21 protein-coding genes are annotated in these 21379 nt (G+C 47.5%); 9 read left to right on the top strand and 12 right to left on the bottom strand.

All coding sequences use genetic code 11. The features are described 5' to 3' along the window. Positions 1–451: 451 nt before the first annotated feature. Positions 452–1852, bottom strand: coding sequence for a hypothetical protein (locus tag KNQ12_RS10505; protein WP_214748005.1), 1401 nt, complete (start codon positions 1850–1852; stop codon positions 452–454). 190 nt (positions 1853–2042) lie between these two features. After that, positions 2043–4637, bottom strand: coding sequence for a bifunctional acetaldehyde-CoA/alcohol dehydrogenase (adhE, locus tag KNQ12_RS10500; RefSeq protein ID WP_214748002.1), 2595 nt, complete (start codon positions 4635–4637; stop codon positions 2043–2045). 336 nt (positions 4638–4973) lie between these two features. Here adhE and KNQ12_RS10495 point away from each other — a divergent pair, with 336 nt between their 5' ends. The 8 genes from KNQ12_RS10495 (at position 4974) to KNQ12_RS10460 (ending at position 11948) form a co-directional block, all read left to right on the top strand. Beyond that, positions 4974–5525, top strand: coding sequence for a beta-class carbonic anhydrase (locus tag KNQ12_RS10495; RefSeq protein ID WP_035397969.1), 552 nt, complete (start codon positions 4974–4976; stop codon positions 5523–5525). 314 nt (positions 5526–5839) lie between these two features. Next, on the top strand, positions 5840–7159 hold the full coding sequence (locus KNQ12_RS10490; protein ID WP_214748257.1) for a Na+/H+ antiporter family protein: 1320 nt from the start codon (positions 5840–5842) through the stop codon (positions 7157–7159). A 123-nt stretch (positions 7160–7282) separates the two neighbouring features. Beyond that, positions 7283–7876: an undecaprenyl phosphate transporter UptA gene (gene uptA, locus KNQ12_RS10485; protein ID WP_023467894.1), complete on the top strand. Its 594-nt coding sequence runs from the start codon at positions 7283–7285 to the stop codon at positions 7874–7876. 58 nt (positions 7877–7934) lie between these two features. Further along, complete coding sequence (locus KNQ12_RS10480) at positions 7935–8819, top strand: hypothetical protein (protein ID WP_214747999.1); 885 nt, start codon at positions 7935–7937, stop codon at positions 8817–8819. A 163-nt stretch (positions 8820–8982) separates the two neighbouring features. Then, positions 8983–10353: an amino acid permease gene (locus KNQ12_RS10475; RefSeq protein WP_058265276.1), complete on the top strand. Its 1371-nt coding sequence runs from the start codon at positions 8983–8985 to the stop codon at positions 10351–10353. Between the two features lie 335 nt (positions 10354–10688). Continuing rightward, positions 10689–11231, top strand: a complete 543-nt coding sequence (gene amaP / locus KNQ12_RS10470) for an alkaline shock response membrane anchor protein AmaP (protein ID WP_023467891.1) — start codon at positions 10689–10691, stop codon at positions 11229–11231. Positions 11232–11251: 20 nt separating this feature from the next. Next, positions 11252–11458 carry a DUF2273 domain-containing protein gene (locus tag KNQ12_RS10465; protein ID WP_023467890.1) on the top strand — a complete coding sequence of 69 codons (207 nt, stop codon included), beginning with the start codon at positions 11252–11254 and terminating at the stop codon, positions 11456–11458. Positions 11459–11510: 52 nt separating this feature from the next. After that, the gene (locus KNQ12_RS10460; RefSeq protein ID WP_050677037.1) at positions 11511–11948 is read left to right on the top strand and encodes an Asp23/Gls24 family envelope stress response protein; all 438 of its coding nucleotides are present in this window, start codon (positions 11511–11513) and stop codon (positions 11946–11948) included. Positions 11949–12003: 55 nt separating this feature from the next. Here KNQ12_RS10460 and KNQ12_RS10455 read toward each other — a convergent pair whose 3' ends face one another. The 5 genes from KNQ12_RS10455 to KNQ12_RS10435 form a co-directional block, all read right to left on the bottom strand. Beyond that, on the bottom strand, positions 12004–12771 hold the full coding sequence (locus KNQ12_RS10455; protein ID WP_133208104.1) for an ABC transporter permease: 768 nt from the start codon (positions 12769–12771) through the stop codon (positions 12004–12006). A 1-nt stretch (position 12772) separates the two neighbouring features. Next, on the bottom strand, positions 12773–13690 hold the full coding sequence (locus KNQ12_RS10450; RefSeq protein ID WP_214747996.1) for an ATP-binding cassette domain-containing protein: 918 nt from the start codon (positions 13688–13690) through the stop codon (positions 12773–12775). Between the two features lie 112 nt (positions 13691–13802). Beyond that, positions 13803–14084: a hypothetical protein gene (locus KNQ12_RS10445; RefSeq protein ID WP_214747993.1), complete on the bottom strand. Its 282-nt coding sequence runs from the start codon at positions 14082–14084 to the stop codon at positions 13803–13805. A gap of 103 nt (positions 14085–14187) precedes the next feature. Then, positions 14188–14985: a transporter substrate-binding domain-containing protein gene (locus KNQ12_RS10440; protein ID WP_058705140.1), complete on the bottom strand. Its 798-nt coding sequence runs from the start codon at positions 14983–14985 to the stop codon at positions 14188–14190. Further along, positions 14978–15808, bottom strand: coding sequence for a transporter substrate-binding domain-containing protein (locus KNQ12_RS10435; RefSeq protein ID WP_214747990.1), 831 nt, complete (start codon positions 15806–15808; stop codon positions 14978–14980). Before KNQ12_RS10435 ends, KNQ12_RS10440 begins: the two co-directional genes overlap by 8 nt. 264 nt (positions 15809–16072) lie before the next feature. Between KNQ12_RS10435 and KNQ12_RS10430 the strand changes: the two genes are divergently transcribed. Further along, positions 16073–16711: an SDR family oxidoreductase gene (locus tag KNQ12_RS10430; RefSeq protein ID WP_214747987.1), complete on the top strand. Its 639-nt coding sequence runs from the start codon at positions 16073–16075 to the stop codon at positions 16709–16711. Between the two features lie 149 nt (positions 16712–16860). Here the strand turns inward: KNQ12_RS10430 and KNQ12_RS10425 are convergent, their stop codons facing one another. The 5 genes from KNQ12_RS10425 to KNQ12_RS10405 all read right to left on the bottom strand — a co-directional run bounded on the left by KNQ12_RS10425 (position 16861) and on the right by KNQ12_RS10405 (position 21268). Continuing rightward, entirely contained in the window at positions 16861–17388 is a 528-nt protein-coding gene (locus KNQ12_RS10425; RefSeq protein WP_055967347.1) for a DUF2812 domain-containing protein, read from the bottom strand. Then, the gene (locus KNQ12_RS10420; RefSeq protein WP_214747984.1) at positions 17381–17710 is read right to left on the bottom strand and encodes a PadR family transcriptional regulator; all 330 of its coding nucleotides are present in this window, start codon (positions 17708–17710) and stop codon (positions 17381–17383) included. Before KNQ12_RS10420 ends, KNQ12_RS10425 begins: the two co-directional genes overlap by 8 nt. 134 nt (positions 17711–17844) lie before the next feature. Further along, complete coding sequence (locus tag KNQ12_RS10415; protein WP_214747981.1) at positions 17845–19503, bottom strand: FAD-dependent oxidoreductase; 1659 nt, start codon at positions 19501–19503, stop codon at positions 17845–17847. Positions 19504–19523: 20 nt separating this feature from the next. Beyond that, the gene (locus tag KNQ12_RS10410) at positions 19524–20828 is read right to left on the bottom strand and encodes an arsenic transporter (protein ID WP_214747978.1); all 1305 of its coding nucleotides are present in this window, start codon (positions 20826–20828) and stop codon (positions 19524–19526) included. A 125-nt stretch (positions 20829–20953) separates the two neighbouring features. Beyond that, positions 20954–21268, bottom strand: a complete 315-nt coding sequence (locus KNQ12_RS10405; protein ID WP_029341347.1) for an ArsR/SmtB family transcription factor — start codon at positions 21266–21268, stop codon at positions 20954–20956. Between the last annotated feature and the right edge of the window lie 111 nt (positions 21269–21379).

Here is a 21379-nt window from a genome sequence, read left to right as displayed (position 1 = left end):
CCCAGGATGTTTTGACTGCTTCATTAATTTAGCATGGTTCGATTATAGCTAATAGTCCTTTCAAATAGGTCGGACATCCGTCTTATTTAACCTACTTAACTAATTCCAAATACTGGCTTAACATTGTTGATTTTCCCTTTACAAACCAAGTTTACATGGTAAAAAAAGGAGATGGTGCAAATGAGATAAACCACGTAAAAAAACGATACATTTCAGGTCATGAACCTGAAAACGTATCGTTTATGCTTGATGTAGAACGTAACTGTTCCTTCTCGACTCCTACAGGAAAAAAAAGCATGGTTTTCGCTTAAGTCAGGGTCAGGTAAGACCCGGTCGTAGTTTAGGATACGCGACTTACCTCTCGTCTGTGGAAAGCGAGGATGACAGTAACGTTCGTCGTCCCCATTCAGGGTATCTCTCCTAGTGGAGGAGCTTCATCACTCCACGTCCCTTACACCGCTTTGTCTGGTTTCCGTCGGACGACATAACCAAGAATTCCACCAAGTAACGCAAGACCTGCAGCATATAGTACCGTCCAGCCTGCCGTCTGTTGAGCGAACTCGAATAAGACTTCACTGCGCCATTTCATTGCGAACTGAACGTACGAAGCTTGACTGACGATGAAGCTGATGACACCGATCGCGATCGCAAAGACGAACGGATCGATGATCGATTTGAAGCTTCGGATACTACAGACGAAGTAGATCGCAAACGTTACGAGCAACAACACCCAATACGCACTCTCACTGGAGACATTCGGTGGCGTCGCTCCTGCCGATTCCGCATCAATCACTTGGATCGTCTGCCGCGCGACGCCGTAATCAACAGGATCGAGCTTCAATTGTGTTGCTGACAAATCCGGACGTTCTCCACCGAGTAACGTCAACAATTGTTCTGTCACCCGGTCCGTGTCGATCCCATCGACGACTTTTTGGATCGAGTCATTGAGCTGATCCGTTGAGGTCTCCCCGTTCAACATCGAGACGGGGATTTCCGCATTCGCTCCAAGGACGTCTGCTTGATACACGACTTGACCGCCGTGGATCCAGTCGTACATCCCGCCACTTCCGGCGTTCAGACTCGCGACGGTCAATGCCGTCCGTAGTGAAGAATCGCCGTCATATTCCGCTTCGTCCTGTACCGTAAAGACGAGTTGAAGCGTACTTGCGAGCATCAAAATCAGTAAGCTGGCACGTCCAGCAGCTGTCAGACCGGATAACTTTTGCGGGAAGAACGCCATCCAACCAAGCAAACTGACGACGAGAAGCGGTAAGATGCCACTCATCGCATAGCCGTCTTGTAACGAGAGGAATGGCACGTCGTTTCCGCGTCCGGCAAGGACGAACCAGATGATCCCGACGGTTAAGAAGAAACTAACCGATCGAATCGTCCACCCAAGACGACTTGCCTTAATCCTTAATACTAAAAATAACAGGACGATTAAACCGATGCCAAAGACAGAATAAAGTAACGTGCCGTAAGAGACATCGAACGTAAGTGGTGCAAGAACTTGCTTTAAGTCAATTCCAAACAACGATAAGACATCACCGGCAGAACTCGCGTCGAGTACCTGATTGATAATCCCTTCCCGGACCGCACTCGGCATCGTGATCGACAGCCCACCGACGAACAGTAGCATCAATGACACCGTGATGTCTGCATCTTTCCAGGAGACATCCGCCTGTTGCATCTGCGTCACGAGATCCTGATAGTCTGAGGATGAAGTGATTTGTGAAGTCAAAAATGCCATCACACCATAGATGACACCGAAAAAGATGAGACCGATAAGGACGCCAAACAGGACATCCCAGACGGAAAACCGTCGTTGTTTCCTTTCTTGCCTTGACTCCATCCCATTTCCTCCTTTTTATGTCTGATGTTTGAATATTCCTGCTACAGCGAAACCAAAAACATCAAATTCATTCAACAGCCATTATATCCCACCTTTTCTCTGACTGTCTCCACTGATTTCCAAAATAAAAACCGGCTTCTCACAGTGAGAAGCCGGTTGAACGATCAGGTGCCATGGTATTTTTTCTCTATTAGATGCCTTCGTATGCTTGTTCCATGATCGTCCGTAACTCAGCGACAAGCGGCATCTTCGGATTCGCCGTCGTACATTGATCCTCGAAGGCATCGACTGCCATCTTATCGAGTTTTGCCTCGAAGTCTGCTTTTTGAATGCCTTGCGCCTTGAATGACATTTTGATGTTGAGACGTTGTCCAAGATCAGCAACGGCTTGGATAAGGGATTCGACCCCTTGTTCCGTCGTTGCTGCCGGAAGACCGAGGTAGCGTGCGATGTCGGCATACCGCTCATCCGCGACGAATGATGCGTATTTCGGGAATGCTGCTAGTTTCGTTGGACGTGACGCGTTATAGCGAATGACGTGTGGCATCAGGATCGCGTTCGTCCGTCCGTGTGGTGTGTGGAATTCGCCACCGATTTTGTGTGCAATCGAGTGGTTGATGCCGAGGAAGGCGTTCGCGAATGCCATCCCTGCCATCGTTGACGCATTGTGCACTTTTTCGCGTGCTTCGGCGTCTGATCCGTTAGCATATGCTCGTGGCAAGTAGTCGAAGATCATCTTGATTGCTTTGAGTGCTAGTCCATCCGTGTAGTCGTTCGCAAGCACCGAGACGTATGCTTCTGTCGCATGCGTCAAGACATCCATTCCGGTATCAGCAGTGATCGAAGCCGGGACGGTCATGACGAATTCTGGATCAACGATTGCGACGTCTGGTGTCAATGCATAGTCAGCAATCGGGTATTTGACGTTTTTCTCTTTATCCGTGATGACGGTGAACGGTGTCACTTCTGAACCTGTACCAGAAGTCGTCGGAATCGCGACGAACTTCGCTTGACGACCAAGTGTCGGGAATTGATACGCCCGTTTGCGAATATCGAGGAATTTTTGACGTAAGTTCGAGAACGTTTCGTTCGGTTGTTCGTAGAAGAGCCACATTCCTTTTGCAGCATCCATCGCTGAACCACCACCGAGGGCGATAATCAAGTCAGGCTTGAAATCACGCATCGCTTGAGCACCTGTCTGAACAGTCGTCACCGATGGATCTGGTTCGACTTGGTCGAAGATCCGGTAACTGACGGACTGTGGTAAGTTTTGAATTACTTTATCGGCATACCCGAACTGTACCATCGTTGGATCAGTGACAATCATGACACGTGAGATGTCAGTCATCGACCGCAAGTACTGAACGGAGTTCTTTTCGAAGTAGATTTTTTCAGGGACCTTGAACCATTGCATGTTCACGCGTCGTCTCGCCACCTTTTTGACGTTGAGTAAGTGTTTCGCTGTCACGTTTTCAGATACAGAGTTTTTCCCGTATGATCCGCAACCGAGTGTCAGAGATGGTGTCAACTCGTTGTACAAATCACCGATTCCGCCATGAGCAGATGGGCTATTGACGAGGATCCGGCAGGCTTTCATGCGGAGTCCGAACGCTGTCATCAAGTCATCGTTCGTCGTATGAATGACAGCTGTATGACCGAGGCCACCGATTTCAAGCATCTGTTCGGAAATCGTGAACGCTTCTTCAGTTGATGCGACGCGGTACGCACCGAGGACGGGACTGAGTTTTTCATGAGACAATGGTTCTGCCACTCCGACGTGCTCGAGTTCTGCGACGAGCATGACTGTTGTTTCCGGAACATCGATGCCAGCTTTTTCTGCAATCCAAGTCGCAGGTTTCCCGACGATGTCCGCGTTGACGGCACATGTATCGGTTTTGATGACGAGTGATTCGAGGCGTTGTTTTTCTGCCGGTGTACAGAAGTAACAACCGAGTGCTTCCATTTCCGCACGAACCGTCGCATAAATCTCTTGGTCGACGATGACGGCTTGCTCAGACGCACAAATCATCCCGTTATCAAACGTTTTTGAAAGAACAAGATCGCTGACTGCCCGTTTGACTTTCGCAGACTGTTCGATGTAACACGGAACGTTCCCTGGTCCAACACCAAGTGCAGGTTTACCTGTTGAATACGCCGATTTGACCATTCCTGCTCCACCTGTCGCAAGGACCATGGCGATTTTTTCATGGTTCATCAAGACTTTCGTTGCTTCAAGTGATGGTTCTTCGACCCATTGAATACAGTCTTTCGGTGCCCCTGCTTTGATGGCTGCGTCGCGGAGTGTTTTCGCTGCTTCAACGGAACAACGTTGTGCCGATGGGTGGAACGCGAAGACGATCGGGTTGCGCGTCTTGATCGCAATCAATGCTTTGAACATCGTCGTTGATGTCGGGTTCGTGACCGGTGTGACACCACAGACGACACCGACCGGTTCAGCGATATATGTGATGCCGTTTTGGACATCTTCTTCTAAAATCCCGACCGTTTTTTCATGACGTAGACTGTTGTAGATGTATTCTGTCGCAAACATGTTTTTAATCATCTTATCTTCAAAGACACCGCGTCCCGTCTCTTCTGCCGCGAGACGAGCGAGTTCGACGTGCCGTTCAAGTCCGGCAAGTGCCATATCCCGAACGATCGTATCGATTTTTTCTTGATCGAATGTCAGTAATTCTTGTAATGCGCGTTGCCCTTTTTCAACGATTTGTCCAACTGCTTGTTCAACCGGCGTTGCCGTCGATTTTGTTTTTTCTTTCACAGCCATGAGTGGTTTCCTCCCTGTCGTGGAACGAATCTGAGTTTGATTTGCTAACCATTATGTCAGGAATGCCAAGCTGTTTTTCAATAGTTTGTGCTTTCCTTCACAAATCAATCATAACCCCTTTTTCCTGTTTTGTGCATGACCATCCTGTGAATTCCATCACACCTTTGATAGCGTTTACAACTGTTGTGAATTCCTCTTTTTCATCAATTTGCTTCATGTACATAGATGTGTGCGATTTGTCACACCTCGCATTTTCGTGACTTGATAGCCGTTTCATCATCTTGTATTCTGATATGGGGTACATATTAAGAGCTACCACTAAAGGAGGACACTTGAATGTCAGTTGTACAGGAAATGCTAGCCTTCAACGAGCGATTCGTCGCCGAAAAACAGTATGAGCAGTTCGTCTCGGATAAGTTCCCGGATAAAAAGGTCGTCATCCTGACGTGTATGGATGCCCGATTGACGGAGCTCCTCCCACACGCACTTGGTCTTAAGAACGGGGATGCGAAGATCATCAAAAATGCAGGTGCTATCCTCTCGCACCCATTCGGTTCCGTCATGCGCTCGATTCTCGTCGCATTGTATGCCCTTGGCGCTGAAGAAGTCGTTGTCATCGGTCACCACGACTGCGGCATGAGCACGATTGATCCTAACCACATGATCAACGAGATGAAGGATCGGGGAATCGACCAACAGATTCTTCACACGCTTGAAGTATCAGGTGTTGATTTGAATCAATGGTTGCGTGGCTTCACGTCAGTTCAAGAGAGCGTCGCTCACTCGGTCAGCCTCGTGAAGAACCATCCATTACTACCGCCAGGAACGAACGTCCACGGACTCGTCATCGATCCGGGTACCGGTAAGCTCGACGTCGTCGATTGCTGATCACTCTCTATAGAAGAAACGCAAATAGATTCGGATATTCTACTCCGTCTTAATTTAAAAATAACGTGCCATATTTTCTCGTAACGGAGAAGGATGGCACGTTTTTCGTATGAGTCATTTTCATTGATCAAAACGCTTCTCACTTCATGCTTCGGGGTATAACAGAATGTAACTTCTTGTGGAGAGCTAAAAAGCGTATCATTCATCTTTCGATTACGAGGTCAGACTTTTACTCTTGACAGCATTCCAACATGGCTGTAAGATACTTTAGTATAGTACAGTGATAACAAAAGAAAGTGTGGTTTTACTGAATGATAAACGCCGTATTGTTTGCCGTCTTTTTACTATTTATTTTAGCGATCTTCCGCGTCCACATCGTGCTCGCGATGGTCATCAGTTCGTTTGCTGGTGGTCTCGTCGGTGGTCTTGACCTGACTGCGACGACAAAAGCATTCTCCGGTGGTCTTGGTGACGGAGCAGAAATCGCCCTTAGCTACGCGATGCTCGGTGCATTTGCCGTCGCCCTCTCGAAAACAGGTTTACCGGATGCACTTGCTAACTCTTTGATTGCGCGTTCGCGTGGTAACGCAAGTGCCGCTTCCGTCAAAAAATTAAAAGGATTCATCTTGTTCGCGATTCTCTTGCTTGCGATCAGTTCACAAAACGTGTTGCCGATCCACATCGCATTCATTCCAATCATCATTCCGCCGTTGCTTGGTCTCTTTTCTCAGCTTAAGATCGATCGACGCCGGATAGCGATCATCATGACGTTCGGTCTTGTGACACCGTACATGTTCTTACCGGTTGGATTCGGAGACATTTACCTCAATCAGATTTTGCTGAAGAACCTGAAGGCAAATGGTCTCGATACTGCTGGAGCTTCCGTCATCGAAGCGATGGCGATTCCAGCACTCGGAATGGTCGTTGGTCTCTTGATCGGTTTGTACACCTACCGGAAAGAGCGGACGTATGAGATTCGCGACATCGCTCCAGACGATTATGAAATTCCGGTCATCACGAAAACGAAGCTTGTCTTAAGTGGAGTCGTCGTCATTGCGACCTTGATCGTACAACTACAGACCGGATCAATGATTCTCGCTGCGACGACGGGGTTGATCCTCTTCTTGTTGCTTCGTCTTGTTCGCTTCAGTGAAGCCGACGACGTCATTACACGCGGTATGCGCATGATGTCATTCATCGGTTTCGTCATGATTTCAGCGAACGGATTCTCAAACGTCTTGCGTAAGACGGGCGATATCGAGCCTCTCGTCGAGAACTCGAAAGCGTTGATGGGCGATTCGCAACTCGTTGCCGCCTTCGTCATGCTCTTGATTGGTCTTCTCGTCACGATGGGTATCGGCTCCAGTTTCTCGACGGTTCCGATCATCGCTGCCATCTTCGTTCCACTTTGTATCCAGTACGGATTCAGCTTAGAAGCGACGATTGCCATCATCGGTACATCCGGTGCTCTCGGTGACGCGGGTAGCCCGGCGTCTGACTCGACACTCGGACCAACGAGTGGTTTGAATGCTGATGGTCAGCACGATCACATGCGAGAAACGGTCATTCCGACGTTCCTGCACTACAACATTCCATTACTCATCTTCGGTACGATCGCTGCGGTCGTATTATAAAAACAAGACGGATTCGCTGTCATCGCGAATCCGTCTTTTGAATTGTCTCCGTTTTTTTCCTTTTCATTTCGTCCTCGGTTCTCTAAAATAAAGGAATGAACTGATACAAAGGAGTTGTCTAACGTGTTATCTCAAGTCGTCAACCAGATTTTACTTTCGCTTGCCGATCTCGGATATTTCGGCATCGCCCTCGGGTTGATGATTGAAATCATACCGAGTGAAATCGTCCTCTCTTACGGTGGATTCATGATTTCCCAAGGAACGATCGGCTGGCCGCTCGCTATCGTCGCTGCCGTCATCGGTGGATTATTCTCGCAATTATTCTTATATTGGTTCGCTCGCTACGGCGGTCGTCCCCTTATCCTGAAATACGGGAAGTATGTTTTGATCTCAGAGCATCACTTGGATTTAGCCGAGCGTTGGTTCTTAAAGTACGGACAAGGTGTCATCTTTGGAGCCCGTTTCATCCCGGTCGTCCGTCATGCCATCTCGATTCCGGCAGGTCTTGCCAAGATGGATCAAACGAAGTTTTCTCTTTATACGGTGCTTGCGATCATTCCGTGGTCAATCTTGTTCCTGTATCTTGGTGAAACGCTCGGAACGAACTGGCGCTCGATCAAGGAAGTGGCTGCACCGTACACGAACGGTGTCCTAATCGCTGCCGTCGTCTTGATCATCTTCTATGTCATCTACAAACGCCGTCAACGAACGGTTTGAACTACTAGCAGTCTGTCTGACGACGGACTGTTTTTTTAAACAAACAGGAGGTCCTGCCATGCTCACATCCCCACTTGCCCATTTTCCACTCCGTCGTTTGACTGCATCCTATCGGGCGGGTCATCCTGTCGCGACCGGGATCACCGTCGACGGACATATTTTAATCGTCGAAGAAACCCTCGACGAAGCACGCAATGAACACGTCCTTTCCATTCATCAATTGAAGGATGATTGGCGTAAGACGACGATCGTTAAAAAAAGCGAAATTGATTTTTCGCTCGTCGATCGATTTCCGGATGGACGTTTGTTACTCGTCGCTTCCCGTTGCGATGATGACGTAGACGGAACGTGGTTGCCGAATGCCTTTATTTATGATGTTCAGGGAAATCTAGTCAATCAATTTTGTTTAGATGATGGGATTCAAAACATGCAAATCGATGAACGAGGGTGGATTTGGGTCAGTTATTTTGACGAAGGTGTCTATGCTGACGCCGTAACCAGTTCAAATGGTGCCTTTGGTCTCGTCGCTTTTGACGATACGGGCGAAGTAAAATATAAAAACCGTCAATACCCGATTGATGATTGTTACGCCTTAAACGTCTGTTCATCAAAAGAAATCTGGTTCTTCTACTACTCTGATTACCGTTTCATTCGTATCGATCAAGAGGAAGATCTCGTCTGTGAGGCACCTACGATCGCCTTTTCTCAGTTTGCTCGGTACGACGATTTTCTGCTTGCCGCAAATTCTGATGAAGCACATTTACTCGAACGGAAAGGTACGCTCTTTGAAAGTGTTCGTTCGATTCGATTCATGACAGAACAGGGAAATACCCTGTCAGGTGACCTTACAATGCGTAATGACTTGATCGTACTAGCGACCTCGGAACACCTATATTTCGGGAAACTCGGTCAGCGACTTGTCTCTCTCTTAGCAGGCAAATGAAAGCCATTACACAGTTGTTTCATAATCTTTTTACTTTTGAAAACCTTTAACCCAAATTTTCAAAAAGACTAGCGAGTTCTATCTGAGGATAGTATACTCAGCGTTATAGTTATTTGGACAAGTTGTCTGAACATTATGACGTCACAGAATTTTTTTGGGGGAAATGATGAGTTCGAATTTGAAACGAGATTTAACAGCACGACAGGTACAAATGATTGCACTCGGAGGAACGATCGGGGTCGGTCTTTTCCTTGGAGCATCGAGTACGATTGCTTGGACGGGACCATCCGTCTTACTCGCGTACATGCTAGCAGGAGTCTTTATCTTTTTCATCATGCGGGCACTTGGTGAGATGGTCTACACCCATCCTCACAGTGGTTCGTACGCAAAGTTCGCAAACGACTATATCCATCCAGCAGCTGGTTTCTTGACAGCAAGCAGTAATATCTTCAACTGGGTCGTCGTCGGGATGAGTGAAGTCATCGCTGTCGGAACCTATTTACGCTTCTGGTGGCCGGAGCTACCGACTTGGATTCCAGGCGTCGTCGTCATCATTCTCTTGACGCTCGCGAACCTCGCTTCCGTCAAGATGTTCGGTGAACTCGAGTTCTGGTTCGCCTCAATCAAGGTAATAACGATTCTTCTGATGATCGTCGCCGGATTCGGAATCATCTTCTTTGGTCTAGGGAATGACGGAAACCCGGTCGGCTTCTCGAATCTTTGGGCAAACGGTGGATTCTTCACGAATGGTTTCACCGGCTTCTTCTTTGCGCTCTCGATCGTCTTCGCCTCTTACATCGGTGTTGAGTTGATCGGCGTGACAGCTGGAGAAACGAAAGATCCAGAGAAGAACATCACGAAGGCGATCAATGGTGTCGTCTGGCGAATTTTGATTTTCTACGTCGGATCCATCTTCATCATCGTTACGGTGTATCCATGGAATGAGTTGTCGGATCTCGGCAGTCCGTTCGTTGCGACATTCGCCAAGGTCGGTGTCACGATTGCTGCCGGTATCATCAACTTCGTCGTCATCACGGCCGCTTTATCCGGTTGTAACTCCGGGATCTTCAGCGCAAGCCGGATGATCTATGCATTGGCTGAAAAAGGACAAGTGCCGTCCTTCTTCTTAAAGGTCAACAAACGCGGCATTCCATTCTACACGGTCTTCGCGATTTCAATTGGGATTTTCTTCGGTGTCATTCTTGACATCACCTTGCCACTTGTTCTCGGAAAGGATACGAACATCTTCGTGTATGTCTACAGTGCTTCGGTACTACCAGGGATGGTACCGTGGTTCGCGATTTTAATCAGTCATATCCGGTATCGTAAACTCGAAAGTGAACGGACAGCCTCACATCCGTTCAAGATGCCCGGTGCGCCGGTGACGAACTATCTGTCGATCGTCGCGCTGTTGACAGTGCTCGTCGGGATGTTGTTCAACGATGAGACACGCGTCTCGATCTTAATCGGAGTCGCTTTCTTGATCTTAAGTACGGTCTATTACATCGTAAAAGTACCGAAAATCGAAAAATAAACGTCTGTCTCTCCTCTCATGACCGCATGAGAGGAGTTTTTTGATGGAGATGATTTTCTATATTGACATTGAATAATATTCATGATAGATATTTTTCGCGAACGCTTAAACCCTTAAGACGTCGTAACATTCTTGATTTCAATGCGTAAAGCCGTATTTCATCTACTATTTTTCTAATAAATAGATAAATTTTCAGAATAAATAGTCTTTTCATTCTAAGTGCATTTTCATGTTTCGAGTTCGTTTGAGCGGGAATGTTCTCACCATACACATAATATTTCATGTGTAGAACAATCACGTTAAAACAATTTAACGGCAGAAAGGAGAGATGTAATATGAACGGATTCAATCGTTTCCTACTCGTTCTGATCGGCATTCTCGGTTTAGTCAGCGTCGGTCTTCTTGTACTTGGCGTCTATGATGTTCCACGACTCAGTCCTTTGATTGAACAGTGGCAAGATCAACAATGGTATAGCTACACGATTTTATCACTTGGTGGCTTCCTAGCATTCGTATTTGTCATTCTATTATTCACTGGACTACTCAGTCGTTCAAAAGGACAACGTCTCCTGATTCAAACGGGTGACGGGAATATCACGATCTCTAAGCAAACGATCGAACGAACGGCACTCGAGTCGATTCGCGGTATCAACGGCGTACGTTCGCCACGCGTCAACGCAGACATTCACTCGAAAAAAGAAACCGTCGCGCTTGAAGTCGACTGTTCCGTCTTCGGTCAAGAAGGCTTGCCGACAATCGGAAAAGACATTCAAGAACGCGCCAAGAATGCGGTCGAATCATTGCTCGAACTACCTGTCACAAAAACACGCGTCCGGATTAGTGACACGAAGACGAAAACGTCTGAACGCGTCGTCTAAGATACGAGAGGAGGAAGATCATGAAAACGAGCGAAGCACTTCGTCCGTATCGCTACCGTCTACTCGGCGGGCTAGTCGGACTGATCCTCGCCACCTTGTTCTTGACGATCGGTTTTGGACCGACGTTGTTGATCATCGTATTCGCAACAATCGGTTACTTGATTGGTCAGTGGCGGGACAATGCGCTAGATGTCGAGGGATGGATTCAATTCTTTCAACGGGATTGAGCATACAGAAAATAAAAAATCATTCAACTTACACTAAAAGGAGAGATTTCTCATGGCTAACGAAATCAACACTAAACAAAACGAAAACGAAGTAGTACGCGAAAACAAACTCACATTCGAAGATCAAGTCATTAAAAAAATCGCCGGTATCGCATCAAATGATGTCAAAGGCATCCTCTCAATGAGCGGTGGCTTCATGAGTGGATTGACAGATCGTTTCCGGAGCACGGAAGATATCACAAAAGGCATTGACGCGGAAGTCGGCGAACGACAAGTCGCACTCGACTTAAAAGTCATCGTCGAGTACGGCAAAAACATCCCGTCGATCTTCCAAGATGCTGTAACGAAAATCAAAAAATCAGTCCATGATATGACAGGACTCGATGTCATCGAAATCAACATGCATGTCGAAGATGTCATGACACGTTCTGAGTTCGACGCAAAAAGTAAATCGTCGAAAGAAGAGGAAGAAAAACGCGATTTGAAATAAGGCAGTCAACTAGATAGCCGCATAAAATGGACCCGCTTAAAAACGGGTCCATTTTTTACTTTTTCAATGCCCCACGTGCGTTCAACGCAGCAAAAATCACCATCGCAATACTGAGAACAGCAGCGACGATCAAACCTTGCCAGTAGACCGACCATTCAATTTCCGGACGAGTCAGTACACTACGCATGCCTTCCATGATATAGGTCGTCGGATTGATCGTCGCGGCAATCTTGAGCCATTCGGCTTCAATCAAGTCTTTCGGCACGAATGTCGTCGACAGGAAAATCAGCGGGAAGAATAAGAGTGTTCCGGCTTGCGCGGCTTGCGCGTTCCGTGTCTTCAAAGCGACACCGACCGAATAACCGGCAAAGGCGAGACCGAAGCCAAGCGCGAGTAAGATCGTCAAGAAAAAGCCACTGACACCGACTGGAATCGATAGACCAAGCAAGAATGCCATTCCGAAGATGAGTAATGTTTGAACGAATAATTGCAGCATCCCGGCAAGCATCGGTCCGAGGACGATTGCGGTCCGGGAGACCGGTGTCAATAAGAGTCGAGCGAAATAACCACTCTCGATGTCCTTGACGAGTGCTTGCCCCGCTCCCCCTGCTCCGCCGACAGCACCCGAGACGATCGAAACAGGCAAAATGAAGTTCAAATAATCGACGCCGTCGAACTGCGGTAAATTCGAGATTCCAGACAAACCACTCGTGTAGACGAGCAGGAAGAAGACACTGATGATCAAGTTCGGAATGAAGGAAAACGGATTACGTAACGTGACGAGGAGACTCCGACGCATCAAAAACCAAGTTTCCCGTATCATGTCACGATTCCTCCTTATAAGCTTGTCCCGTCAAACGAATGAAGACATCATCAAGCGACGGTTGTTTGACGACCAGTGACGTAGCGACCATTTTTCGTTCATCAAGAAAACGGACGACCGCGCGCAATGTCTCCGTTCCCCGCGAAGGAATGACGAGGCGATCTTTTTCCTGACGACCGGCAAACGTCTCTAAGACGATCCGTTCGTTCTCTTTTTCAGCTAGCGTCAATTCGATCCGCTCTTCCCCGTTTGCTGCCTTTAGCTCAGCTGCCGTCCCTTCCGCAATCAGTTGCCCTTCATTGATGATCGCGATCCGGTCGGCTAGCTGATCGGCTTCTTCCAAGTACTGAGTCGTCAAAAAGATCGTCGTTCCGAACTCTTCATTTAGTCGCCGGACCTCGTTCCAGATTTGCAGACGACTCGCCGGGTCGAGTCCTGTTGTTGGTTCATCGAGAAACAAAACGGTCGGTTGATGGACGAGCGTCAAAGCCAGGTCAAGCCGACGTTTCATCCCGCCGGAGTAAGTACCTGATCGACGCTGACCGTCTTGATCGAGTCCGACGAGCTGCAACAATTCCTCTGCCCGTTTTTTTGCTTCCGTCTGACTTAATCCAAATAATTTTCCCTGTAAGACGAGTAATTCAAGCCCGGTCAAATCTTCATCGATGCCGGTATCTTGCAAGGCGACCCCAATCTGCAATCGGACCTGTTTTTCTTGTTTGACGACATCAAATTCCTGAATCGTCGCCCGACCTCCGGAAATCGGAATCAACGTCGTCAGCATCTGGACAGTCGTCGATTTCCCGGCCCCGTTCGGTCCAAGAAAGGCAAAAATCTCCCCTGCCTGAACGTCGAACGAGATACCTTTGACAACATCCTTCCCATCGTACGTCTTCGTCAAGTTCTCGACATGAATCATCTTCATTCCTTCTTTCCTTGAATTCAAAGTCATGTCCAAGATTTTCCCGTTTTTTCTGTTCTCGAATCAAAAAAAGACATCTGATTCGATGCCTTGATTCAAGCTTTAACGATTACGCAACAATCTGATACACACCATACAAGACGCTGACAGATACCACGAGCGTTGTGACGAGCGACACCAGCATCACCGTTAATCCGACTCCTTTTAATCGAACGGTTCGGGCTAACGAGAGACTAAACGAGAGCACTGCACCACTTGTAAATATAAGCGCCCCTCCAAATAACAACGTAGAATTAATCCATGACTCTCCGATGACAATCCATGCGTAAGTGACACAGCATAGAAGTACATTCATGATGAGCCATTGTTTCGATGTTCCATTTTTCAACATATCGATTCCTCCTGATTTGCTTCTATGTTACTTGTTCGCCCTTTCCGATTAGATTCCTGTTACTAAAAAATCGTGCCTCCTGTTATACGGAGACACGATCCACTTACGACGCTACTTGCCATTTTTCTTTTAATTGCTCCATCTCTTCTTGACCTTCGTGCGATTGCATCCAGAGATTGAAGACATCAACAACATCTCCTTCCGATTCTCGAACGAGGTAGCTCTTCTCCGCCGGAATCCACTTTTCTTGAATTCTTGGTGCCGCGAGTCGTTTGTCGAGCGCTTCATAATGAATCGCCTCGACCGTATCGGTGATCATGACATCGACTTCTCCTGATGCGACCGCGTGCGGGATGTCGAGATTCTGTTCATACATGACGATGTTCGCCTTCGTGAACGTCTTACGGACGAACTGTTCGTTCGTTCCGCCCGGGTTTAGACCGATCGTCACGTCTGGGCGATTGATTTGTTCAATCGAAGCAAGACGCTTAGCATCTTCTTTACGAACGAGCGGTGTCTTTTGGAACGACAGGTAACTTGACGTGAAGTCGCCGATGATCTCCCGCTCGATGTTTTTCGTCACACCACCGACGACCATATCGAATTTCCCACTTGCGAGATCAGCAGACAGCGTCGGCCAGGTCGTTGGGACGAACTCGACATCGATACCGGTCGTCTTCGCGAAAGAACGGATCACTTCGATATCAAATCCTTCGTACTCGTTCGTCTTCCGGTTCAAGTACGTGAATGGTTTGTAATCTCCGGTCGTTCCGACGACGATTTTTTTCGTCGCAAAGACGTTCTTCGCTTGTACACGTCGTGGTTGCTCCGATTGCCACAGCGTCAGTAAGCTCGCAAACAGGACGCCACCTCCGACGACGATCCATCCCCATTTACTCATGTGCTCCCGCTCCTTTCGCTCCGACCGTCTCACGCGTCGAGACGATGTTCCATTTTTTCTTCAATTTTTGAACTTGTTCTTGTCCCTCTGCGCTTTCGAACCAGACTCGGAAAACGTCTCCAAGCTGTTTTTGGTCCGGTTTCATTAAATACGCCATCTCGGCTGGTTCCCATGCCTCTGTCAGTTTCGGCACCGCAAGATCGAGTTCTGTCGCGTAATGCAACGCCTCGATGTCGTCCGTCACCATGACATCAACTTGTCCGCTTTGAACGGCTTTTGGAATGTCCAAGTTGTTCTCAAAGACGGTCACATCTGCCTTCGGAAAATGCTTCTTCACGAACGCTTCGTTCGTGCCACCCGGATTGACGCCGATTTTGACTGCTGGATCATTGATTGTTGCGAGCGAATTTAAGCGTTCGACATCTTCCTTCTTTACGAGCGGTGCTTTTTGAAAGGAGAAATACGACGATGTAAAGTCTCCGACGACCTCGCGCTCGACTTTCTTCGTGATGCCACCGACAGCGATATCAAACTTTCCTGATTTCGTATCCTCCGATAATGTCGGCCATGTCGTCTTGACGAACGTCACATCAAGATTTGCTGCTTTTGCGAACGCTTGGATGACATCGATATCAAAGCCTTGATAACGATTCCGTTCCTCGTTCCAGTATGTAAAGGGCTTATAATCCCCCGTCGTCCCGACGACCAGCTTGTGGTCTTCGAAGATGTCATGTGCTTTGGCATCCGTCTGTTGATTCCAGATCATCCAAGCGGCAACGCCTGTCAAAACAAGTCCTGCCAGTAGCCATGGTTTCTTTCTCATCGTAACTCTCCTTTCTGTTTCGTCGTTTCCCATTCACCGAATATTGCTACAATTTAACCCAAATGATTTTCGGTGTGGGTAATAGTCATTATCCTACCACACTTACACGTGATTTCAAGATAATTTGATGATTTTATGCATAAAAGCGTTAAAAAGATGTTTTGATGACGGTTACAGTTCTACAAGTCGTCTTTCTTTACAGAATCCCCCCGTCTTTTCCATACTGAAACAGAATCATCAAATCGTGAAATGGAGGAATGGAACATGAGTCAGATTTTCATCATTGGTGCAAATGGTAAAGTAGGTCGTCACGCTGCTCGCTTACTGCAGGATTCGGAGCACGATGTCAAAGTAGGATTACGTTCCAAGGACCAGTTCAGTGATTTTGAGAAATTAGGTCATACCCCGGTCCATCTCGATCTTGAAGCGGACGTCGCGACGATCACTGATGCATTACAAGGGTCAGATGTCGTCATCTTTACGGCAGGATCCGGCGGTCACACAGGAGCCGACAAGACGATGCTGATCGATTTCGACGGTGCTGTCAAAGCGATTGAAGCAGCGGAAGCAATCCATGCAAAACAGTTCATCATGGTCAGTGCCTTGAATGCCGATTCGCCGGAAACATGGTCCGACAGCATGAAGCCGTATTACATTGCAAAACGCTACGCGGATCGTGTCCTGAAGGAATCGTCACTTAACTACACGATTCTTCGCCCAGGCGGACTATCCGATGAAGCTGGCACAGGAAACGTCACGACGGATCCGTCCGAACAAGCAACTAAAAAAATTCCGCGTGAAGATGTCGCACGCGTTATTCTAGCTGCAATCGGTCACGACAAGGCGTCGAAGCAAGTCGTCACACTGCTCGAAGGTGACACACCGATCAACGAGTTATTCTAATACAAAAGCTCACGTCTCCATTTCCGAGACGTGAGCTTTTTTGATGAAATCACTCATTGGTGAAGTTGCAGATACATCGTTCACATCGTTTCAGCAATCGTCGAGAATGAGAGCACGTAATGTTTCCTCGCTAGCTCGGATTCCGATGTTTAATCCTGCTCCGCAATGGCACGCAATCCACGTAACGTTTGAATTTTACGTTCGTGACGTTGCATCACGAATGAGAGACCCGTCACGATCGCGAGATTGAACCAGATCATCGTGTCGGTAATCGGATTAAACAAATTAATGAGTACTGCAATAATATTAACCAAAAAAACGACTTTATAGAGTTGCAAAATCCGGTGTTCGTGATGGATCTGTGAATCAAAGTCCGAGTACAAATGAAATGGTTCATCCGAGGTCCGTTTTCTTAAGAAGACCCAGCGGAACGATGTATCCACGACTTCGATGCCCATCTCTTCCAAAAACGCAAAGTAATCCTGCGACTTCGGATGCTTTGGCATGTTTTCTAATAACTCAATTCGATACGTGTACATACCAGGTTCACCTTTGATGAATACATAACGTCCGAGTCGAAACTGCTGTAAGTACCAGCCGTTGTTTGCCATCTTGTTTAACCACACTTCTTCTTTCGCATAATCAGCGTAAAAGCGATAGATCGTTTTACTACTCACCTTGATCCACTCCCATCGTTTCTTGTCCATGTCGCACGAGTTCTTTTAATCGATCTAGCTCTACCTGTAATCTCTCCCGCCCCTGATTCGTCATGATGTACTCTTTCTTTCGCCCTGCTTCTTGCTCGATCGCTTCAATCCACCCTTTATCGACCAGACTGCTGAGTGCGCCGTACAACGTACCAGCAGCTAACTTGACACGATCATTGCTCAAATCCTGGACGAATTGCATGATGCCGTAGCCATGACGGGGTTGTTGAAGTGACAGTAAAATATAATAGACGGCTTCTGTTAATGCCGTCTCTTGAACCGTTCGTGCCATTTTCCCACTTCCTTACTACGTCTTCCGTTATATCGTCTACCGATATACTAAAAATATCCTATTTCTAACGATTTGACAACAAAAAACGTGATGATCCCTAAGTGAATAGGATCATCACGCTATATTGTTCGATTTTATGAAAAGCATTTTTTAATATGTTGATAGCTCTTGTTCCCACCTGATAAGTTGCATACATCCGTAAATCCAAGATTTTTCAAGACGTTTTGCGCAGCATTCCCCGTCACGCCTTTGTTGCAGTAGACGATCGTCGGTAACGTCGGATTCAATTCCTTCGCGCGTGTCCGCAGTTCACCAAGTGGGATATGAATCGCTTCATCAACATGGTTTTTTTCGAATTGTGCTTTCGAGCGTGTATCGATGATTTGGAACGACTTCCCACTCGCGACTTGGTCAATCAACTCATTCGGCGTCATCAGTCGCGCTGTTTTTTTGATAGCATTATCGAGCGCCATTCCCGTATAGAGAACGGGATCCTTCGTCGTCGCAAACGGTGGTGCGTATGCTAAGTCGAGATGGAATAAATCCTCTGCCTTCGCTTTAAATGTGATCGCCGTCGCCAGGACATCAATCCGTTTGTCGACACCTTGCGGACCAACGATCTGGGCTCCGAGGACTCGCCCTGTTGCCCGATCGGCAATCGCTTTGATCGTCATCTCTTTCCCACCCATGTATTCCGGACGATCTGGTTTGATGTTATGCAATACTTCGATGTCATACCCTGACTCACGCGCTTCTTTTTCCGTCAAACCTGTTTGAGCGACGGTCAAATCGAACGCCTTGAAGATACCTGTCCCCAAGATACCACGGTGCTCCGCTTCTTCTCCGGTAATGACCATGCCGGCAATCCGTCCCATCTTGTTCGCGGTTGACCCAAGCGGACGATAAAGTGCTTCACCCGTGATGACGGAGAAACTCTCTGCGACGTCACCGACTGCGTAGACATCAGCTACATTCGTCTGCATGTGACGGTTGACTGCAATCGCCCCTGTTTTACCAAGTTCTACGCCGATCTGCTTCGCAAGACCGGTGTTCGGCTTGACACCAACGGACAGAATGACTAGATCCGTCTCGATCGTTTTTCCACTCTCAAGCGCGACCTCAGAAATACGTTCTTCTCCGTTGAACGCCGTCACGGATTCGCCAAGCAAAAGGGATACCCCTTTATCTTTCAAATGATCCGCTACACGTTCTGCCATATCGCGATCAAGTGGCGGCATGACTTGCGGCAAGCGTTCGACGAGCGTGACTTGAATGCCGCGATACGTCAATTGTTCTGCCATCTCGAGTCCGATGAATCCTCCGCCGACGATTGTTGCCGTTTTCGGATCATGGGCATCAATATAGGACCGGATCGCGTCGGCATTGCGGACATTTCGAACCGTAAAGACATTCTCCTGCTCAACGCCTGGAAGCGGCGGTACGATACTAGAAGCACCGGTTGCCAGCACTAACGTATCATACGTGTCCGTGAATCGATCCCCTGTCAGGAGATTGACGATGGTAGCTGTTTTTGTCGCATGATCAATCGATTCAACTTCGTGTTGTGTATGAATATCGATGTTATACCGTTTTTTAAAGAAAGCGGCATCTCGCGGTGTCAATTCATCAATGTCAGCGATTTCGCCACCGACGAAGTAGGGAATCCCACAACCTGAGTAAGAGATGTCCTGATCCCGATCATAAATCGTGATTTGCAACTCTTCACTGTTACGCCGCGCTTTTGCTCCGACTGATGTTCCCGCAGCTACTGAACCAATAATCATCAATTTCATCTTTCGTTCCTCCTTAAAAATCAATAAAGTACCAAGCTGATATACAAGCCAAGCAATGTGATCGCAAGTGTCGGGATCGTCAGAATCGTTCCGATCTTAACGTATTGACCCCAACCAATTTTCACACCCTTCGTTCGAAGCACGTGCAACCAAAGCAATGTTGCTAAACTACCGATCGGTGTGATCTTCGGTCCAAGATCAGATCCGATGACGTTCGCATAGATGAGCGCTTCTCGAATCGTTCCGGTTGCCTGACTTAAATCAATCGCGAGCGCATCGATCATGACGGTCGGCATGTTATTCATGATCGACGACAAGATGGCAGCCAAGAAGCCCATACCAAATGTCGCGACTGCTAAATTCGTCGCAAAGCCATCAATGATGTCAGCGAGAACTTGTGTCAATCCGGCATTTTGCAGTCCGTAGACGACGATGTACATGCCAAGTGAAAAGAAGACGATCGCCCACGGTGCACCACCGATGACCTTTTTCGTCGGTACGCTCGGTGAACGGCGAGCCATCAATAAGAAGAACAAAGCGATGATTCCAGCGACAAGACTGACGGGAATGCCGATGACGTCACTCGTGAAGTATCCGACGACCAGCAAAATGAGGACGAACCATGAAAGCTTAAACATCCGTTGATCCTTGATCGCTGTCGCGGGTGCGACGAGTTGCGCGACATCGTAATTCTTTGGGATACTCTTTCGGAAATAGAGATACAAAACGATCAGACTGCCGATAACAGAAAAGAGATTGACGAACACCATCCGTGACGCATACTCCGTAAACCCGATGTTAAAGAAGTCTGCTGAGACGATGTTGACGAGGTTCGAGATGACGAATGGTAAACTTGCTGTATCGGCAATGAATCCGGAAGCGAATACGTAGGCTAACACGACATAATCCGGAAGTTTCAAGTGACGAACCATCGCGAGGACGATTGGTGTCAGAATCAAGGCTGCCCCATCGTTCGCGAATAAAGCCGCAACGACAGCACCGAGCAATGTCATGTACACGAATAGTTTGACACCACCACCTCGTGCGATGCGTGCCATGTGGAGTGCCGCCCATTCGAAGAATCCAATCTCATCAAGAATCAATGAGATGATGATCAGAGCGATGAACGTAAAGGTGGCATTCCAGATGATGCCCCAGACCGTCGAGACATCATCGAGGTTGACGACTCCCGTCAATAGCGCAACGAGCGCCATTCCCATCGCGGAGTAACCGATGCCGAGTCCTTTCGGTTGTTTAATGATTAAGAATAAGGTGATCAGAAAAATTCCGATCGCTAGTAAATGTGTACCGGTCAATGCGTTCACTTCATTTCTGTATTAAATTTCGAGTGGGTCAATTAACGATTCGTCATCCTTTAACGTGTCACTCAGAATGGAATATCGTTTTAATTCCCCTGCCTTACTCGTGCTAATCCATTTCATCCATGGTGCTAGCAGCTTCTGTCCGGGATGTCCGGCGTGTCCATTTCTTCTAAAATCGTCAATAACAACTTGTGTTGCGGGTGATCTGGATTGATTCGAAAATAAATCCATTGTCGTTCACGTCGTTCCAAGATGAGATGGGACTGACGCAATAATTTTAGATGACGACTGACTGCAGGTTGCGAAATATCAAACATTTCGACGAAATCACAGACACAATGTTCCCGAACGTGTAGTCTTCGCAAAATTTCAAGACGTGTTCCATCGCTCAGTAGCTTTAAGAACTGACTCATCTCTTCTACCCGTTTTGCTGTCTCGATCACTGGAGAGTCCTCCTTTCTCTTAAACGTATAATCCATGCCTGATACAGGAGCGAAAATATCAATTTCGCTTTTTACATAACCATATTATTATATAACCTTTTTGTTATGCAA

The sequence above is a fragment of the Exiguobacterium sp. s11 genome (genome assembly GCF_018619015.1).
GTDB classification, from domain to species: domain Bacteria; phylum Bacillota; class Bacilli; order Exiguobacteriales; family Exiguobacteriaceae; genus Exiguobacterium_A; species Exiguobacterium_A indicum.
This window is presented reverse-complemented; position numbering and strand designations above follow the sequence as displayed.

Excerpts from the sequence above, each read along its gene's own strand:
- KNQ12_RS10505 (WP_214748005.1), bottom strand. The coding sequence starts at position 1,852 with ATGGAGTCAAGGCAAGAAAGGAAACAACGACGGTTTTCCGTCTGGGAT.
- adhE (WP_214748002.1), bottom strand. The coding sequence starts at position 4,637 with ATGGCTGTGAAAGAAAAAACAAAATCGACGGCAACGCCGGTTGAACAA.
- KNQ12_RS10495 (WP_035397969.1), top strand. The coding sequence starts at position 4,974 with ATGTCAGTTGTACAGGAAATGCTAGCCTTCAACGAGCGATTCGTCGCC.
- KNQ12_RS10480 (WP_214747999.1), top strand. The coding sequence starts at position 7,935 with ATGCTCACATCCCCACTTGCCCATTTTCCACTCCGTCGTTTGACTGCA.
- KNQ12_RS10475 (WP_058265276.1), top strand. The coding sequence starts at position 8,983 with ATGATGAGTTCGAATTTGAAACGAGATTTAACAGCACGACAGGTACAA.
- amaP (WP_023467891.1), top strand. The coding sequence starts at position 10,689 with ATGAACGGATTCAATCGTTTCCTACTCGTTCTGATCGGCATTCTCGGT.
- KNQ12_RS10465 (WP_023467890.1), top strand. The coding sequence starts at position 11,252 with ATGAAAACGAGCGAAGCACTTCGTCCGTATCGCTACCGTCTACTCGGC.
- KNQ12_RS10460 (WP_050677037.1), top strand. The coding sequence starts at position 11,511 with ATGGCTAACGAAATCAACACTAAACAAAACGAAAACGAAGTAGTACGC.
- KNQ12_RS10455 (WP_133208104.1), bottom strand. The coding sequence starts at position 12,771 with ATGATACGGGAAACTTGGTTTTTGATGCGTCGGAGTCTCCTCGTCACG.
- KNQ12_RS10450 (WP_214747996.1), bottom strand. The coding sequence starts at position 13,690 with ATGATTCATGTCGAGAACTTGACGAAGACGTACGATGGGAAGGATGTT.
- KNQ12_RS10445 (WP_214747993.1), bottom strand. The coding sequence starts at position 14,084 with ATGTTGAAAAATGGAACATCGAAACAATGGCTCATCATGAATGTACTT.
- KNQ12_RS10440 (WP_058705140.1), bottom strand. The coding sequence starts at position 14,985 with ATGAGTAAATGGGGATGGATCGTCGTCGGAGGTGGCGTCCTGTTTGCG.
- KNQ12_RS10435 (WP_214747990.1), bottom strand. The coding sequence starts at position 15,808 with ATGAGAAAGAAACCATGGCTACTGGCAGGACTTGTTTTGACAGGCGTT.
- KNQ12_RS10430 (WP_214747987.1), top strand. The coding sequence starts at position 16,073 with ATGAGTCAGATTTTCATCATTGGTGCAAATGGTAAAGTAGGTCGTCAC.
- KNQ12_RS10420 (WP_214747984.1), bottom strand. The coding sequence starts at position 17,710 with ATGGCACGAACGGTTCAAGAGACGGCATTAACAGAAGCCGTCTATTAT.
- KNQ12_RS10415 (WP_214747981.1), bottom strand. The coding sequence starts at position 19,503 with ATGAAATTGATGATTATTGGTTCAGTAGCTGCGGGAACATCAGTCGGA.